This is a genomic window from Paenibacillus sp. FSL R5-0744 (assembly GCF_037972555.1).
GTDB lineage: Bacteria > Bacillota > Bacilli > Paenibacillales > Paenibacillaceae > Paenibacillus_AQ.
In genome coordinates this window covers 3,984,621-3,999,471 of record NZ_CP150228.1, presented here as the reverse complement: position 1 = coordinate 3,999,471, position 14,851 = coordinate 3,984,621, and the positions used below count along the sequence as shown (strand labels likewise).

The 14,851-nt window shown below is 41.5% G+C and carries 16 protein-coding genes; 15 read left to right on the top strand and 1 reads right to left on the bottom strand.

The window, feature by feature from the left end; genetic code table 11:
- The first annotated feature begins 15 nt into the window (after positions 1 to 15).
- The 9 genes from MKY19_RS17545 to MKY19_RS17505 all read left to right on the top strand — a co-directional run bounded on the left by MKY19_RS17545 (position 16) and on the right by MKY19_RS17505 (position 8,611).
- Positions 16 to 906 carry a sugar ABC transporter permease gene (locus MKY19_RS17545; RefSeq protein ID WP_042189146.1) on the top strand — a complete coding sequence of 297 codons (891 nt, stop codon included), beginning with the start codon at positions 16 to 18 and terminating at the stop codon, positions 904 to 906.
- Positions 907 to 990: 84 nt separating this feature from the next.
- Positions 991 to 1,827, top strand: coding sequence for a carbohydrate ABC transporter permease (locus tag MKY19_RS17540; RefSeq protein WP_339804376.1), 837 nt, complete (start codon positions 991 to 993; stop codon positions 1,825 to 1,827).
- A gap of 12 nt (positions 1,828 to 1,839) precedes the next feature.
- Positions 1,840 to 2,700, top strand: a complete 861-nt coding sequence (locus tag MKY19_RS17535) for a metallophosphoesterase family protein (protein WP_339796435.1) — start codon at positions 1,840 to 1,842, stop codon at positions 2,698 to 2,700.
- Positions 2,697 to 3,899, top strand: a complete 1,203-nt coding sequence (locus MKY19_RS17530; protein WP_076118940.1) for a Gfo/Idh/MocA family oxidoreductase — start codon at positions 2,697 to 2,699, stop codon at positions 3,897 to 3,899. Before MKY19_RS17535 ends, MKY19_RS17530 begins: the two co-directional genes overlap by 4 nt.
- A 29-nt stretch (positions 3,900 to 3,928) precedes the next feature.
- Complete coding sequence (locus MKY19_RS17525; RefSeq protein ID WP_339271696.1) at positions 3,929 to 4,417, top strand: GNAT family N-acetyltransferase; 489 nt, start codon at positions 3,929 to 3,931, stop codon at positions 4,415 to 4,417.
- A gap of 144 nt (positions 4,418 to 4,561) precedes the next feature.
- A complete protein-coding gene (locus MKY19_RS17520; protein WP_339796430.1) occupies positions 4,562 to 5,611 on the top strand; it encodes an ROK family protein in 1,050 nt (349 codons plus the stop codon).
- A gap of 19 nt (positions 5,612 to 5,630) precedes the next feature.
- On the top strand, positions 5,631 to 6,833 hold the full coding sequence (locus MKY19_RS17515) for an MFS transporter (RefSeq protein ID WP_042189135.1): 1,203 nt from the start codon (positions 5,631 to 5,633) through the stop codon (positions 6,831 to 6,833).
- Positions 6,834 to 6,898: 65 nt separating this feature from the next.
- The gene (locus tag MKY19_RS17510; protein WP_339796427.1) at positions 6,899 to 7,990 is read left to right on the top strand and encodes a glycosyltransferase family 2 protein; all 1,092 of its coding nucleotides are present in this window, start codon (positions 6,899 to 6,901) and stop codon (positions 7,988 to 7,990) included.
- 117 nt (positions 7,991 to 8,107) lie between these two features.
- Positions 8,108 to 8,611: a glycerol-3-phosphate acyltransferase gene (locus MKY19_RS17505; RefSeq protein ID WP_339796424.1), complete on the top strand. Its 504-nt coding sequence runs from the start codon at positions 8,108 to 8,110 to the stop codon at positions 8,609 to 8,611.
- A 93-nt stretch (positions 8,612 to 8,704) separates the two neighbouring features.
- Here MKY19_RS17505 and MKY19_RS17500 read toward each other — a convergent pair whose 3' ends face one another.
- Complete coding sequence (locus MKY19_RS17500; RefSeq protein ID WP_339796421.1) at positions 8,705 to 10,213, bottom strand: MFS transporter; 1,509 nt, start codon at positions 10,211 to 10,213, stop codon at positions 8,705 to 8,707.
- A gap of 114 nt (positions 10,214 to 10,327) precedes the next feature.
- Between MKY19_RS17500 and MKY19_RS17495 the strand changes: the two genes are divergently transcribed.
- The 6 genes from MKY19_RS17495 to MKY19_RS17470 all read left to right on the top strand — a co-directional run bounded on the left by MKY19_RS17495 (position 10,328) and on the right by MKY19_RS17470 (position 14,596).
- Positions 10,328 to 11,146 (top strand): MerR family transcriptional regulator, encoded by an 819-nt coding sequence (locus tag MKY19_RS17495; protein WP_339265316.1) that lies wholly within the window; start codon positions 10,328 to 10,330, stop codon positions 11,144 to 11,146.
- A 282-nt stretch (positions 11,147 to 11,428) separates the two neighbouring features.
- A complete protein-coding gene (locus MKY19_RS17490) occupies positions 11,429 to 12,256 on the top strand; it encodes an AraC family transcriptional regulator (RefSeq protein ID WP_339796419.1) in 828 nt (275 codons plus the stop codon).
- 86 nt (positions 12,257 to 12,342) lie between these two features.
- Positions 12,343 to 13,326, top strand: a complete 984-nt coding sequence (locus MKY19_RS17485) for an iron-siderophore ABC transporter substrate-binding protein (protein WP_339796416.1) — start codon at positions 12,343 to 12,345, stop codon at positions 13,324 to 13,326.
- Between the two features lie 29 nt (positions 13,327 to 13,355).
- Entirely contained in the window at positions 13,356 to 13,721 is a 366-nt protein-coding gene (locus tag MKY19_RS17480) for a cupin domain-containing protein (RefSeq protein WP_339804372.1), read from the top strand.
- A gap of 118 nt (positions 13,722 to 13,839) precedes the next feature.
- Positions 13,840 to 14,262 (top strand): SRPBCC domain-containing protein, encoded by a 423-nt coding sequence (locus MKY19_RS17475; protein ID WP_042189115.1) that lies wholly within the window; start codon positions 13,840 to 13,842, stop codon positions 14,260 to 14,262.
- Position 14,263: 1 nt separating this feature from the next.
- Positions 14,264 to 14,596, top strand: a complete 333-nt coding sequence (locus MKY19_RS17470) for a metalloregulator ArsR/SmtB family transcription factor (RefSeq protein ID WP_042128608.1) — start codon at positions 14,264 to 14,266, stop codon at positions 14,594 to 14,596.
- Positions 14,597 to 14,851: the final 255 nt, after the last annotated feature.

The window sequence follows — 14,851 nt, the reverse complement described above, 5'->3', positions numbered from 1 at the left end:
GAAGGATTGAATGGTATGAATGCCGGATGGAGTGAGAGGCTTAGACGAAACGGATTTGGCTGGGGACTAGTGTTGCCTTCGCTGCTCTTTCTTTGCTTGTTTACTTATTACCCTATGTTTAAATCGTTCTGGCTTAGCTTTTACGAGAAAAATTTGGCGACTCCTGAGCCTTTGTTCGTCGGTTTTGACAATTACGCTAATCTATTGCACGACAATGTCTTTATGAAGGTGTTCAGTAACAATATATGGTTCGCCATTGGCACAGTACCCACTTCATTAGCTTTGGCTTTCTTGATGGCACTGTTTGCCGACAAGGCGATAAAAGGGCGGGGACTGGCACGTCTTTCATTTTTCTATCCGAATATGATCCCGATGATCGCTGTGGCGAACATCTGGTTGTTTCTGTATACCCCTCATTTTGGGCTCTTTGCCAGACTGGCTTCATGGATTGCGGATCAGCCTGTGAATTTGCTGGGAACACCTGATACGGTGATGGGCGCATTAGTCATCATGATGATTTGGAAAGAAGCCGGATATTTTATGATTTTTTATTTAGCAGGAATGCAGCAGATTCCCAAGGATTTATATGAAGCGGCTGCAGTAAGTGGAGTCGGTACATTCACTTCCATCCGCAGAATCACAATTCCGCTCACGATGCCGACTACGTTGTTCGTGGCTGTTGTGGCGATAACCAATTCTTTTAAGCTGGTAGACCATCTCTGGATTATGACAAAAGGCGGTCCGAATAATGCAAGTAACCTGCTGCTTTATTATATCTACGAGTCCACCTTTAATTTCTACGATCAAGGGATGGCCGCATCGATGACGGTGGTCATGATCGTGCTACTGCTCCTGATTTCCTCTTTGCAGTTTTTTGGCTGGGATCGGAAAATCCATTATGAATAGGAGGTGGAATCCATGGAGGATAATCCACTAAAGCTGCCCTTAGTATTAAGGCAGAATACACGCAAAGCTTTAGAAGAGGAGCGCATGCTGAACTCCGAAAGAACGAAGCGCCGAATCGGGCAGATACTGTGGCATGCGGTTGGATTTACGTTTGCCGCGGCCTGGATCATTCCCTTCCTATGGGTGGTCAGAACGGCTTTTCTACCCAAAGACGTCGCTATTGATGAGGGATGGTCTTGGGACTTCACGTTTGAGAATTTGATTCATGTCTGGAATGGAGCGCCTTTTGGACGATTTTTAATGAATACATTGCTTGTGTGCGGTGTTGTGCTTGCTGTGCAACTCGTTACAATGACGATGGCTGCTTATGCGTTTGCACGGGTACGATTCGCCTTGAAAGATCTGTTATTCATGTTATTTTTGGTGCAAATTATGGTGCCGCCAGATGTACTTATCTTTTCCAACTATCAGGTGTTGAACGAAATGGGTCTGCTGGATACCAAGCTGGGGATTATGCTACCTTACTTTGCCTCCTCCTTTGGAGTGTTTCTGTTAAGGCAATCCTTCAAGCAATTACCCTATGAGCTGGATGAAGCTGCCCGGGTGGAAGGCGCCTCACGCCTGCATATTCTTTCAAGAATCTATGTCCCACTGTCACGCCCGATTTATGTGTCCTTTGCGATCGTGTCGGTCAGCTTTCATTGGAATGATTTCTTGTGGCCCCTTATTGTAACCAATTCTGAGGAGAATCGCTTATTAACTGTAGGCTTGGCGATGTTCGCAAAAGCCACAGAGTCGGGTGCACAATGGTCCGATGTTTGTGCGGCTACATTGATTGTGTCGGCACCCTTAATGATTGGATTTTTATTGTTTCAGCGGCAAGTGATAGGTAGTTTTATGAGCTCTGGCATTAAAGGTTAGGAGGAGGCATTTATGAGGCTGGCGATTATTGGGGACTTACATTACCCGGACGAATTGTTAAACAACAAGGTTTTGATTAAAGAGGCACGAGATGCTTTTTACGAGCAATTTATGAATCTATTTTTGTCCATCCCAGCCGATTATCATATTTCCGTGGGAGATATGGTGCATGCAGGAGAATTTAGCGAATTTAATTATATCATGGGTAAGATTAAGGACAGCAAGCATTCTAGACGTTTTCTACATGTTCTTGGTAATCATGATACGTACACTTATCCTAAGGAAGAAATCCTTTCCGTCACCCGGCAGCAGCGATACAGTGTGATTGAAGAGACGAATGCAATCATTATATTGCTGGATACCGCACGGGAAAATCGTGAAGATTGGAGCGGAACACTTGATGATGAACAGCTGACTTGGCTCGAAGCACAAATGAAGCGGAAATCGGAAAAGCCTTTATTCGTCTTCGGTCATCATCCCTTGTATAATACGACGGCTAGATCAACTGAGCCAATGATGTCACTGGATCCCAGCTTAGATATTTGGCCGATATTGAAGCAATGGCAAGGTGTGGGTTTCTATTTCAACGGGCATAATCATGTGCATTCTATCGTCAGAAAAGAAAACTGGAATTTCATTCAAACAGCCTCCATCCTGGATATTCCTGCTGCTCGAATCCTTACTGTGCTTGAAGATGAAATCAGGTTAGAGATGGTGAATCTGGCAAGCGAGCAATTGAGTAAATGGTCTTCATTATTTACCTTCAGCATTTTTGATTATGAAAAATATCCGCAGGCTGAAGGGGAGACGAGAGATCAGGAGCTAATCATCAATCGACTTCAAATGGATAGAAAGCAGGTGGACCAGCAATGAATCGTCAGCCAGTAAGATTAGCGATCGTAGGTGGAAATCGCGGAGCCAGTTTTATGAATGCACTGTACTCTCTATCGGATCGGATACATCTGACCGCCACTTGTGACTTGAATGAGTGGGTGCTTAACCAATGGAAAGAGAAATTCCCAGAAATCCGAACGTATCGGGATTATCATGAAATGTTAAAAGATTCGGCGATAGATGCGGTGTTTATCTTAAGCCCCATGCATTTGCATGCCAGACAATCTATTGATGCTTTAAAAGCGGGTAAGCATGTCCTAAGCGAAGTGATTTCGATCCAATCTTTAGAGGAAGCTTGGGAGCTTATCGAAACTGTTGAACAAACTGGACTAAAATATATGATGTCTGAAAATTACTGCTTCTCGCGCTCAAATCTGACGATTAAACATATGGCGGATCAAGGCATGTTCGGTGAAATTACTTATCTGGAAGGCGGATATATCCATGATTTACGTCATTTGACTCATCATCCGGATGGTTCTCTGACTTGGCGGGGGCAATTACATCAGCAGTATAACGGGATCAATTATCCAACACATTCTATTGGTCCAGTTGCGCAATGGATTAACCTCAATAAGCCTGAGGGCGATCGATTAAAAAGCGTCTCGTCTTTTGTTTCCAAATCTAGATCCTTACAATATTATTTCGGAGAGCATTATGGAAAAGATCACCCAGCAGCACGGGAGGGATTCTGGCGGCAAGGGGATAGCGCGGTTGCGGTCATTCAAACGGAAAAGGGTGTACTGATTGAACTGCGTGTAGACTGGTCCTCCGTTAGACCGCATAATAAAACTCATTATTTACTGCAAGGAACTGAGGGAGCGTATATTACGGGCCGCCATCAGTACGAAGAGGATTTGATCTGGTTCAAGAATCTCTCGCCCAAAAATATAGCGGATGGAGAGGAAATGTGGGAGCCTTTAAGCAGTTATCAACCACTCTATGATCACCCGACATGGATGAAATGGGGCGAATATGCCGCTGGGACGAAACATGGCGGAGGCGATTTTATGGTGCTTGAAGAATTTATTTCTGCCATTCAGGAGGATCGAACCCCTTCGGTGGACGTATATGATGCCGTTACTTGGAGCTCTGTGTTTACTTTGTCTATGGAATCTGTAGAGAATGGTGGGAAAGCAATAGCCTTTCCTGATTTTAGAACGAGAGTGAGGAATTGATGGTGGATCAGGCCCTTTCCAAACTTGTGATGAAAAAAGAAATGCTGTCCGACTTGCCTGTTTTTCACTGTCCTACCGGGTATCTAATTCGTCATTTCGAGCCGGATGATGAACGGAACTGGGAAGAGCTTATACGCCATTCTTTTACAAGGGAAGTTAAATTTGCTCATAAAATCAGTGATCATGTACCTTTGTATTCGGATCGCTTGTTGTTCATTTGCCGCGGGGATCAACCTGTAGCTACTGCTACGGCCTGGGAGTCGGGTAGTGAGGACAATAAGAACTGGTACTTGCATATGGTTGGAGTGCTTCCAGAATATTCTGGTAAAGGTCTCGGCTATGCTGTGAGTCTAGCTGTCTTGCACAAAATAAGAGATTCAGGGGGAACGGCGGCATGTTTAGAAACCGATGATTTCAGACTGCCCGCCATCCGCATTTATTTGAAATTAGGATTTCAGCCTGTGTACTTGGATGAAAGCCATCCTGAAAGATGGGAACGAATCCTGCAAAGGCTTTGAATTTGTTGATAATTAGGGGGGGGCTTCATGCCCCTTTATTCATGCTAGAGTTTCAGAAAGGGCAGCATCCAAAAATTATGTTGTCGTTAAGAAGTATTCCTGCTATAGTCATACTGACTTATTAAATGCATTTAATAAGTCAGTATGACTATAGGTGGGATAGCCATGTCAAGTGATAAAAGACTTCCTTCACAGCAACTCAAATCTGAAATTATTCGAAATATTCGAACAGCATTATTAGAATTAGGAAGGGCTACGAAGGCGGAGTTAAGTCAAAGATTACAATACAGTTTTCCAACGATCAGTAAATTTCTAATGCAGATGGAAGAGACTGGGGAAGTAACGATCATTGGCCTTGATGAGTCTAGTGGCGGAAGAAGGGCAATAAGATACGCCTATAATCCGAATTACCGATTAGGGATGGCTATTTTTTTGGAAAAAAATGAAACAAACTATACGATCTATAATTGCATTGGCGATGTTGTAAAAGAAGGGAATTTACCTAGTATTCTTGAGGAAGACGTTAGTACACTGGTCTCGCTTATCGAAGGTGAAAAAAAGGCTAATCCTAAGATTCAATCTGTAGCGATTGGTGTTCCAGGCGCGGTGAAACAGGGGAAGATTTTTCTGATCCCAGGTTATGCGAAATATCAGAATCTAGATTTGAAAAGATGTATAGAAGATCAGCTCTTTATCCCGACAATCGTGGAAAATGATATGAATGCCGCTGTAATCGGTTATATGGCGCAAAAAAATTTGAAGGAGAATATTTCTTTGATGTATCTGTATTTAGGGAAAAACGGACCGGGAGCTGGGATAGCCGTTAATGGTGAAATTGTTCGGGGAAAGACGTTTTTTTCAGGGGAAGTTCAATACATGCCCCAGTATGACAATAGAAATTTCATAGAAGCATTAACTGGAGATCAGGGTGGATCAAGCATGCAGCCGGATCATAAAGTAGATGCGATTAGTCGGTTAGTGGCTACTATGACCTCTATTTTGAATCCGCATTATATTATTTTTTGTGAGGATGAATTAGCTCCAGCTATGCTTAATCAAATCGCCGATCGAACTGCTACATACGTTCCTAAGGAACATCTTCCGGAATTAGCGGTAAGTGACTTGAAGCGTGATTATCTGAATGGATTACAAAGTCTTGGATTAGGTTTATTAGTTTCACAACAAATAGATTAGAACCCTTAAGGAGATAACGATGGCTACTTTTTTTCTTATTATTATTTATTTAGCATTTATTAGTTTAGGACTGCCAGATTCATTGCTTGGATCCGCATGGCCGGTAATGAGATTAGATCTAAATGCCTCATTAGGTACTGCTGGTATCCTTTCGATGGTTATTGCAGTAGGCACAATTGTCTCCAGTTTGATGAGTGGTACAATCCTTAAACGTTTTGGTACGGGGAAAGTGACCCTTGTAAGCTGTATTATGACGGCTGTAGCTTTATTTGGTTTTGCATGGTCACCTTCGTTAGTATGGCTAATTGTTGCTGCGATTCCACTCGGTTTAGGTGCGGGATCTGTAGATGCCGGATTAAACAGTTATGTTGCTACGCACTATAAAGCCCATCATATGAGCTGGTTACATTGTTTCTGGGGAGTGGGCGCGACGCTGGGTCCGATTATTATGGGTTCTTTTATCTCTGGTGAAGGTCTTTGGCGAGAAGGTTATCTTACGGTTGCTTATATTCAATTGAGCTTAGTTGTAATTCTCTTCGTTACGCTGCCTTTATGGGATAGAGTGGCTGGAAACAATAGCAACCTGAACGCTGATAGCGAACATGAGCTCAATCATCCGGAGCTAGAGCAAGCTGCTGAGAACACAAAACCTTGGAAACTAAGAGGGGTTAAGCTTGCGATGTTAACCTTCTTATTTTATTCTGCCATCGAAACGAGTATGGGGTTATGGGGGAGTAGCTTTCTAGTAAATATCAAAGACATCCCTGCATCCACTGCAGCGACATGGGTATCGGTATTTTATCTAGGGATTACCTTCGGCAGAATGGTGACGGGCTTCATTACGTTTAGAATGAGTAATAAACAGCTAATACGATATGGCCAGCTCATTGCTTTAATCGGTACAGTGCTCTTAGTACTACCGCTTCCAACGATAGTTTCGCTGGTAGGGTTTATGATTATCGGTCTGGGTTTAGCCCCTATTTTCCCATGTATGCTACATGAAACCCCTGTACGATTCGGGAAGAAGCATGCTCAGTCAATTATGGGCTTTCAGATGGCAACAGCTTATACTGGTACCACGCTGGTACCGCCATTTATCGGTTTACTGGCCTCGAATTTTACGTTGGGTATTTTTCCTGCGATGATCGTTTTTTTCGCTATCGTCATGCTTTTATGTACAGAAAAGCTTAATAAATACTCAGCTAAAGTAAATGTAGGTTAAATTTGAATTGAATATATTACGGACTAACCCTTCATATATATAGATGTAGAAGGGGGGGAACCGTAATGTGGTTGTTAATGGTTATAGGCGTTGGATGTCTCTCCGGTTTTATTTTGTTCAGAAAGAATACTTTGACCACTTATCACGAGCCTATTCAAGGACCGGAGAAATTGTCCATCATCATTCCCGCAAGGAATGAAGAATATAATTTGCGCTTTTTGCTCGATTCACTTCAGTCTCAGACCATTACACCCTATGAAATTATTGTTGTAGATGACTTCTCGGAGGATCGGACCAAAGAAATTGCTGAGAGCTATGGAGTTAAGGTTATTGCCAACAGCAGTCTCCCTGAGGGGTGGACGGGTAAGAGCTGGGCAGTATGGAATGGATATTTACAGGCCTCGGGCGATATTTTTGCTTTTTTGGATGCGGATATTCGATTAAAGCCTAACGCCTTGGCTTCATTATTAAAAGCAAGGGAGCTATCGAAAGGCGTCATTTCGGTAGTTCCTTTTCATCATACAGAAAAGCTGTTTGAGAAGCTCGCCCTAATCATGAATATGCTGGGGATCTTCACGTTCACCTCGATCTTTGAAAGGAACAACGCGAAAAAAGGGCTGTACGGCTCGTGTATTCTAGCATTAAGGCAGGATTATGAAAAAGTTAATGGCCATCAAAGCATTAGATCTGAAGTGCTGGATGATTTGTCTTTAGGAGAGAAATTTATTGCGGCAGGTGTTCCGATCACCAATTATATCGGGTATGGCTTAGTATCGTTTCGCATGTATCCGAAGGGAATCAAAAGTGAAATTGAAGGGTTCAGTAAAGGGGCTGTCTTAAGCACTTCAACGATAAGTCCGCGAACAATTATTCCAATCGCGCTTTGGGTGATCGGACTCATCATCTCAGAAACCGTGTTTATTTTTGCGAATACTTCATGGTTTATGCCTTTATTGATCGGTTATCTCCTTTATATGTTCCAGCTCTTTTATTTTATAAAATATGTAGGTGTATTTGGCATCGTTATTCCTGTATTTCACGTGGTAGCAACTGTTTTCTTTATCTTGATCATGCTGTATTCGATTTATCAGGTTGTTTTTCTGAGGCATGTAAGCTGGAAAGGAAGGCATATCCAGGTGGGAGGCCATAGGGACTAATGATCATATTGTGGGTCGCGGGTTTATTTTTGTCGGGATCTCTTATGTTTTCCTATTGGCTTGGTCTAGCGCGTTAAAAAGAACCTGAAAAACATTGGCGACGGTAATCCAGGGGCTTTGAATCTATGGAAGTCGTCAGGCTATAAATTCGGCATCTTGGGGATTATATTGGATTTTTTAAAAGGGTATCTACCTCTTCTATGGGTAATGGGAAGTCATTATAGTCAGGGGTATTTCATTATTCCGTTAGCCTTAGCTCCAATTGCGGGTCATGCCTTCTCTCCCTTTCTTAAAGGAAAAGGTGGGAAGGCAATTGCCGTAACCTTTGGGGTATGGAGTGCATTGACAGGATTCAAAGCTTCTTTAGCGCTAGCAGTCATTTTAGCAGTGCTGAAAATGCTCAGCAGTTGGTTCAAAAGCAGAGGAAATTCACCTGTATCGGATGGTGTGCAAGTGGTTAGCGGAATGCTGCTTCTTTCCGTTTTTTTGTACATTAGTAAATGGTCTGCTCCTATCTTGTGGGTATGGTTTGGAAGTTTTGTGATCCTTGTGTATACGCACAGGTTAGAATTGGCAGTGTGGGTGAGGAAGTATTCATCAAGGAAACGAAAAGGAATATAATATAGGCGGTATAAACGAGGGTGTCCCAGCAGCTATCGCATAGCTGTTGAGACACCCTTGTTTGGTGAAGCAGTAGCTTCATCTTTTCTAATATTAGTGTTCTATGATTGAGGATTTACGTTTTGACGCAGCACGGATAATAAACGCAGAAGCTAACAGAAGGATTGTGGCAGTGGCAAGGACAACAATAAAAGACTTATCAAAAGCTGATTGTGCGGCTTCAACGAGCGCGGATCCAACAGCAGAAGGCATATTTTCTGCGGCTAGAAGAGCCTCGTCAAGGCTGTCGCGAACGATCGGCGGGACTGTTAGTTCATCAGGGAGAACTAATGATGCTGTATAGATGAATGACGAAAGACTGCCCAGAAGTGTAATACTTAGGGCGCTGCCGAGTTCGAACGATACTTCCTCTATAGATGCGGCCATGCCAGCTTTTTCGACGGGGACATTTAGCATGATTGAATTTGAGGCGGCAGTCATGGCTCCCCCAAGACCTGCACCCAGAATCATTAAGGCTGCGAATTGTAACAATATATTTCCGTCATGGAAGAGTAGAAGGGTGCCCATTCCTATACCTGACACTAACAGACAGACCCACTGTACTTTTACTTTGTCCACTCGATGCAACACAAGTCCGATGAGTATCCCTGAGATGAAGGACGCTATCGAAGTGAATACAACGTACAAGCCCGCTTCCAACGGTGTATATCCAAGAACAAGCTGGAGCCGTTGAGTCACGATCAATTCCATTCCAATAAGTGCAAAACAAGACAATAGAGCTGTAGCCACTCCAGTAGTAAAGTGGGAGTCTCTAAATAGTGCAAAATCTATTAATGGATTCTGGCTCTTACGTTGATGGCGCATAAATATGATCATAGCTACGACACCAATCACGGCAGATAACACAGCGATGGAAATTGAACCTTCACGTCTGCTGATCTCCTTAACTGCATAAACAAGGGCAACCAGACCAATCATGATTTGAACAGAACCAATGAAATCCCATTTCTTATTCTTATTCCCTTTAAGGTTTGGGATTAGTAAGATGGCCAAGATCAGTGCAAGAATAACTATAGGAATATTGATGAGGAACACAGATCCCCACCAGAAATGTTCCAGTAAAAAACCACCAACGAGTGGACCCATTCCTGCTCCTACAGAGGAGACAGATGCCCAAATACCTACGGCTAGTGAACGCTCACGCTCATCCGAAAAGGTAGTTCGAATAATGGAGAGTGTTGCGGGCATCATCATGGCTGCACCAATAGCTAGTAGGGTACGCGCAGCAATAAGCACGAGAGGTGTCGGCGCGTAGGCGGCGATTAATGAAGCCAACCCAAAGATAGTAAGTCCCATAACGAAGAGTTTTTTATGCCCAAGACGATCGCCTAGTGTGCCAAGACCGAGTAATAATCCTGCCATTACAAGTGGATAAATATTTACGATCCATAGTTTTTTCGATGCAGAAGCAGCAAGATCATGCGTAAGTCGTGGTAGAACCGAATAAAGTACGGTCATGTCGATGACGATCATAAAGAGTGCGCTGGACACAATCGCCAGCACGATCCAGCGTTGAAATTTAGATAGATTTGATGAAAACATAGGTAATCCTCCTAAGATGATAGTAGCTAATAACGTTACCTTGACAAGGTAATGGTGTTCCGTTATTGTACTTTGAGGTATAGGGTAACCCGATAGTCAAGAGGAGTGATTTGAATGTCTATTGATTATGATCAATACTTTACGACGAGTGAGTTCGCAAAGGTATGTGGGGTAACGAAGCATACGTTATTCCATTATGATGACATTGGTATATTAAAACCGGAGATCGTGAAGGAAAACGGATATCGTTATTATTCCTATAAGCAGTTTTATACCTTCGATATTATTGCCGTACTAAAAGGGACAGGAACGCCGTTGAATGAGATCAAAGAATATATACAAGATCAAAACACATTGCATTTTTTATCCATGCTTAAGCAAAAACAGCTGCAGTTGGTTGATGAACAAAAAAAGTTAGAGCGAATGCAGAGGCTTTTACAAGGGGCTATAGATAATACGAATCGTGCGCTCCATGTTAATTGTGGAGAACCCTGGGTCGAGGAATGTGATGAAGAGTATTTTATTGCGGTTAGACTCTCGAAGGAGAAGGGGGAGAAGGATCATGTACGAAAAGTATATCGAATCTTCGATTATTGCGATGAACATCATCTTGAATATGACTTTCCGATAGGTTCGATTATTTGTAAAAGCAGTTTGGAAGAAGGCGACTATGACCCGGATTATTATTGTAATAAAATCAATGAAAAGCATAACGGTGAATTACTTTATATTAAGCCAAAGGGTAAATATTTGATCATGAATCACAAGGGATCTTATGAAACCTTACCTGCGTCCTATGAGAAGCTAAAGTCTTATATTGCTGAAAATGATTTACACATAACCGGAAACGCTTATGAGTATGAATTGCTTAGTTATTTAGCTGTAGGGGATCCGGATAAGTATGTTATTCAAATTGCGATCCAAACCTTTTGAGGTTTAGAGCATTGGATTGACTTTTAAATTGGCTTACAAACTGACACGCTTGGGATTCCAAGCGTTTTTTTTTGGATACCTGATGGCTTGAGCATTAACCAGTTGCGACATTTTCATTGTCTATATTAATTGACAATGATAATCATTATTATTAATGTGTAAACAGGCGTGAATCCTTATGCTCACCTTACCGACGCCAATGCCTCTGAGCTGGTGCACTATGATTGAGTTTTGTTGATGATTATCCATATAAGAGACTACTATTGAAATGAGGTATGCATTGTGAAAATAGATGTTAATCAATTAGCAGAGCATTTTGCACACACTCCTTTCCAAGTAGAAGGAGTATATCGATATGCTGAAAATCCAGGTGTGCCTTACGCTGACTATACAGATTCTTTTCCTGGATTTGTGTTTCCACTTACAGGAAAGATTAAATTTAAATTTAATGGCACGCCTTATATCTTTTCGCCTGGAAAAGTTGTGCATGGGGGTGCAAAAATGAAACTAGATCAAAAAATGTTAGGTAGGACCAATTGGGAATATATTCTTGTTCAATATCGGATATGTAACTCAGAACTAAAAGAGTCAAGCTTTTCTCATCAGCATTTTGAATTATTAACAGGTCAATCTCCTCGTCTTATTGAATTAATTATGCGTCTTTGGCATGTGTATAATCAGCGTGGAGGCATTTCGATGTTTCAGACTGAAATGCTGTTTCGCGAAGTGCTGAATGAGGCCTTATTATGCGTTATTAATAAGGAAGATAGCTGTGAATCACATACTTTATTCGAACGGGTATCTAATTATATTCATCAAAACTATTATCAAAGTTTTACAATAGCTTCGCTTGCAGAACAAAATAACGTTAATCGAAATCGACTTTCTTACGTATTTAGAACACATGTCGGTATGGGACCAGCAGAATATTTATTAAAATATCGTATAAATATAGCGCAAAAAATGCTATTTACAAGTGATGCGCCTGTACAACAAATTGCGCAAACCGTTGGAATGGCTGACCCCTTTTATTTTAGTAGAGTGTTCAAAAAACAATGTGGCATTTCACCTACCGAATATCGAGAGAAGTTCATCAATAATCCATGGTGAATTCAACCTGCATCCATTCTTATCTAAAAAGTACTCTACTATAATAATGGTTAAGCAAAGAAACCATTATGTTGGAGGAATTTCGAATGAAAAAGATTGGAGGACTGCTAGTCGCAACACTATTATTAGCAGGTATACTAGCGGGTTGTACTGAAACACCTGCTGAAAATAAAGAATCAACTAAAGAAGGCGTATCTTCAACAGCAGTTAATGTAGATGCAGCTGATTGGCCAAGAACATTTAAGGATGCCTTAGGTAAAGAAATTGTTATCGAGAAAAAACCGGAAAAAATAGCCTCGCTATGGTATTTTTATCCTGAAATATTAGTTGCATTAGGTGAGCCACCTGTTGCATCTACAGAAAAAGATTATCTATCTTCTTTATCTTATTTAAAAGGAAAGCTGGATTCAGCTGAAGAACTAGGAGATAAAGTGTCTCCAAGCATTGAGAAAATTCTATCGATTAATCCTGATTATATTTTAGCAACAGAGCATCATGAAGCAGTGTATGATTCACTAGATAAAATTGCACCAGTCATTACATTAAAATACAAGGACATCTATGAAGATTGGCAATATGGACTCCGTACAGTAGCCATGATTATTGGCAAAGAAGACGAAGCGGAAAAAGTAATTGATAAAATGATGAAAGATATTACAAATGGGCGTGAAACATTAAAGTCGATGGAAAGAGAGACAGTATCGCTTATATTGTCTTGGGATGGAAAAACTTTTAATGTTCTAGGTGAAGGGAATCCTGTCTATAAACTTGCGTTTGATAAAGAAAAGGGACTGGGGCTTACACCGGATGATACATATACAGGAAATAATAATGAGTTTACTTCGTTTGAAGGAATATCAACTGTTCAAGCAGACCATATTTTCCTTATAGGTGACATTACAAAAAAGGAGGAATTAATGAATAACTTAAAACAAAGTAATGTGTGGAATGCTATGAATGCCGTAAAGAAAGGCAATGTCTATTTAATGGATAATTCCGCTATTACTGGTGGACCATTAGCTATTAATTACGCTTTACAAAATATATTATCCGCCTTGCTTAAGCGCTAATAAGTTGAGGAAAATAAGGAGTGATTACTATCCATTATCAAGCTATTAATCTGAAAGATAAGTTATCTAAATTTAACGACCTTTGGTCTCCGAAAGTCATTGGTGAAATGAATGACTATCAATTTAAACTTATTAAGATCACTGGGGATTTTGAATGGCATGTTCATCAAGATACCGATAAGGTATTTTTCACGCTCGAAGGGGAGATGATCATTGATTTCCGTAATGGTCAGGTTAAAATCTCCAAGGGTGAGATGTTTATTCTCCCAAAGGGAGTCGAGATGAAGCCTTCCGCCGAAAAGGAATGCCATATCATGTTGGTGGAGCCTAGAAGCGTAGTAAACACTGGCGGTACTGAGCCCGAATTAGCAGCAGCAAATGATACTTGGATCTAGTTAAGGCTTTCCTCCGCTATTCCCTTAAGGTCTCTGCAAATTGACATAACACCAAATGGTGTTATAATAAAAACGAAACCAGAAGGTGTTACATTAAAATGAATTTTGGAGGAAATTTATGCAAACTCAAGGACCACTACAAGATATTCGTCAAACAATTACACTCAATGCGCCCATTGAAAAAGTATGGAAAGCTGTTTCCACTGCTGAAGGAATAGCTGCCTGGTGGATGCCAAGTACATTCGAGCCAGTGGTAGGTCATGAGTTCATTCTACATGCTGGACAATTCGGGGATTCCCCATGTAAAGTTACAGAGATTGATGAACCGAATCGAGTCGGTTTTAATTGGGGGAAGGATTGGCATCTTGCTTTTGAATTGAAAGAGATTAATGGGAAAACGGAGTTCACCGTGATTCATTCTGGATGGGACCCTGAAAAGGTAACTGAATTTGGTCAACCGCATCCAATCGTTCGTGGCTTTATGAACGGCGGCTGGGAGAAAATCGTCCAAGAAAAACTTCCTGCTTATATCGAGGCTTAAGATGCCAGTCGCTGAATCTGGACATGATGTATTTCAAGCGATAGCAGATCCTACCCGCCGCAGTCTGCTAAAGCTGCTTGCTAATAAGGAAATGTCCATAGCATCCATCTCGGACTGCTACCCGATCAGCCGAACCGCTGTTAATAAGCATTTACAAGTATTGTCCGATGCACAGCTTGTTAGCAGTCAGAAAGTCGGTCGGGAGACTAGGTACAAGCTTCAGCCAGAGCCTCTACTGGAGCTTCAAGATTGGCTTACCTTTTTTGAACAATACTGGGCTAATAAACTGTTTGCGCTTAAAGAATATGTTGAAGCAGATCATAACAATGAATGATAAACCGAGAGGCGTGAGATCGCGCTTCTCGGTTTTTTTGATGCATTGTGCAAAAATATTTAAATGAAACAGATATAATGGATTCGTATATACATATGAACTGCTATTTGCTCATTTTGAGGCATTTGGGGCGAGTTGCGGACTAGAGAGACGTTAATCATCATTATCAGGGGCAATATTGTGTACTTTCAGTCCGATAAAGCTCCATGGAGTCCGTTAGCATTCCAGATGAACATAAGGACAAGGCAGAAGCAT

Bases quoted from the DNA above. Each gene is read 5' to 3' on its own strand.
- MKY19_RS17535 (WP_339796435.1), top strand. From the start codon at position 1,840: ATGAGGCTGGCGATTATTGGGGACTTACATTACCCGGACGAATTGTTA.
- MKY19_RS17515 (WP_042189135.1), top strand. From the start codon at position 5,631: ATGGCTACTTTTTTTCTTATTATTATTTATTTAGCATTTATTAGTTTA.
- MKY19_RS17485 (WP_339796416.1), top strand. From the start codon at position 12,343: ATGAAAAAGATTGGAGGACTGCTAGTCGCAACACTATTATTAGCAGGT.
- MKY19_RS17500 (WP_339796421.1), bottom strand. From the start codon at position 10,213: ATGTTTTCATCAAATCTATCTAAATTTCAACGCTGGATCGTGCTGGCG.
- MKY19_RS17495 (WP_339265316.1), top strand. From the start codon at position 10,328: ATGTCTATTGATTATGATCAATACTTTACGACGAGTGAGTTCGCAAAG.
- MKY19_RS17520 (WP_339796430.1), top strand. From the start codon at position 4,562: ATGACTATAGGTGGGATAGCCATGTCAAGTGATAAAAGACTTCCTTCA.
- MKY19_RS17540 (WP_339804376.1), top strand. From the start codon at position 991: ATGCTGAACTCCGAAAGAACGAAGCGCCGAATCGGGCAGATACTGTGG.
- MKY19_RS17510 (WP_339796427.1), top strand. From the start codon at position 6,899: ATGTGGTTGTTAATGGTTATAGGCGTTGGATGTCTCTCCGGTTTTATT.
- MKY19_RS17530 (WP_076118940.1), top strand. From the start codon at position 2,697: ATGAATCGTCAGCCAGTAAGATTAGCGATCGTAGGTGGAAATCGCGGA.
- MKY19_RS17475 (WP_042189115.1), top strand. From the start codon at position 13,840: ATGCAAACTCAAGGACCACTACAAGATATTCGTCAAACAATTACACTC.
- MKY19_RS17470 (WP_042128608.1), top strand. From the start codon at position 14,264: ATGCCAGTCGCTGAATCTGGACATGATGTATTTCAAGCGATAGCAGAT.
- MKY19_RS17525 (WP_339271696.1), top strand. From the start codon at position 3,929: ATGAAAAAAGAAATGCTGTCCGACTTGCCTGTTTTTCACTGTCCTACC.
- MKY19_RS17545 (WP_042189146.1), top strand. From the start codon at position 16: ATGAATGCCGGATGGAGTGAGAGGCTTAGACGAAACGGATTTGGCTGG.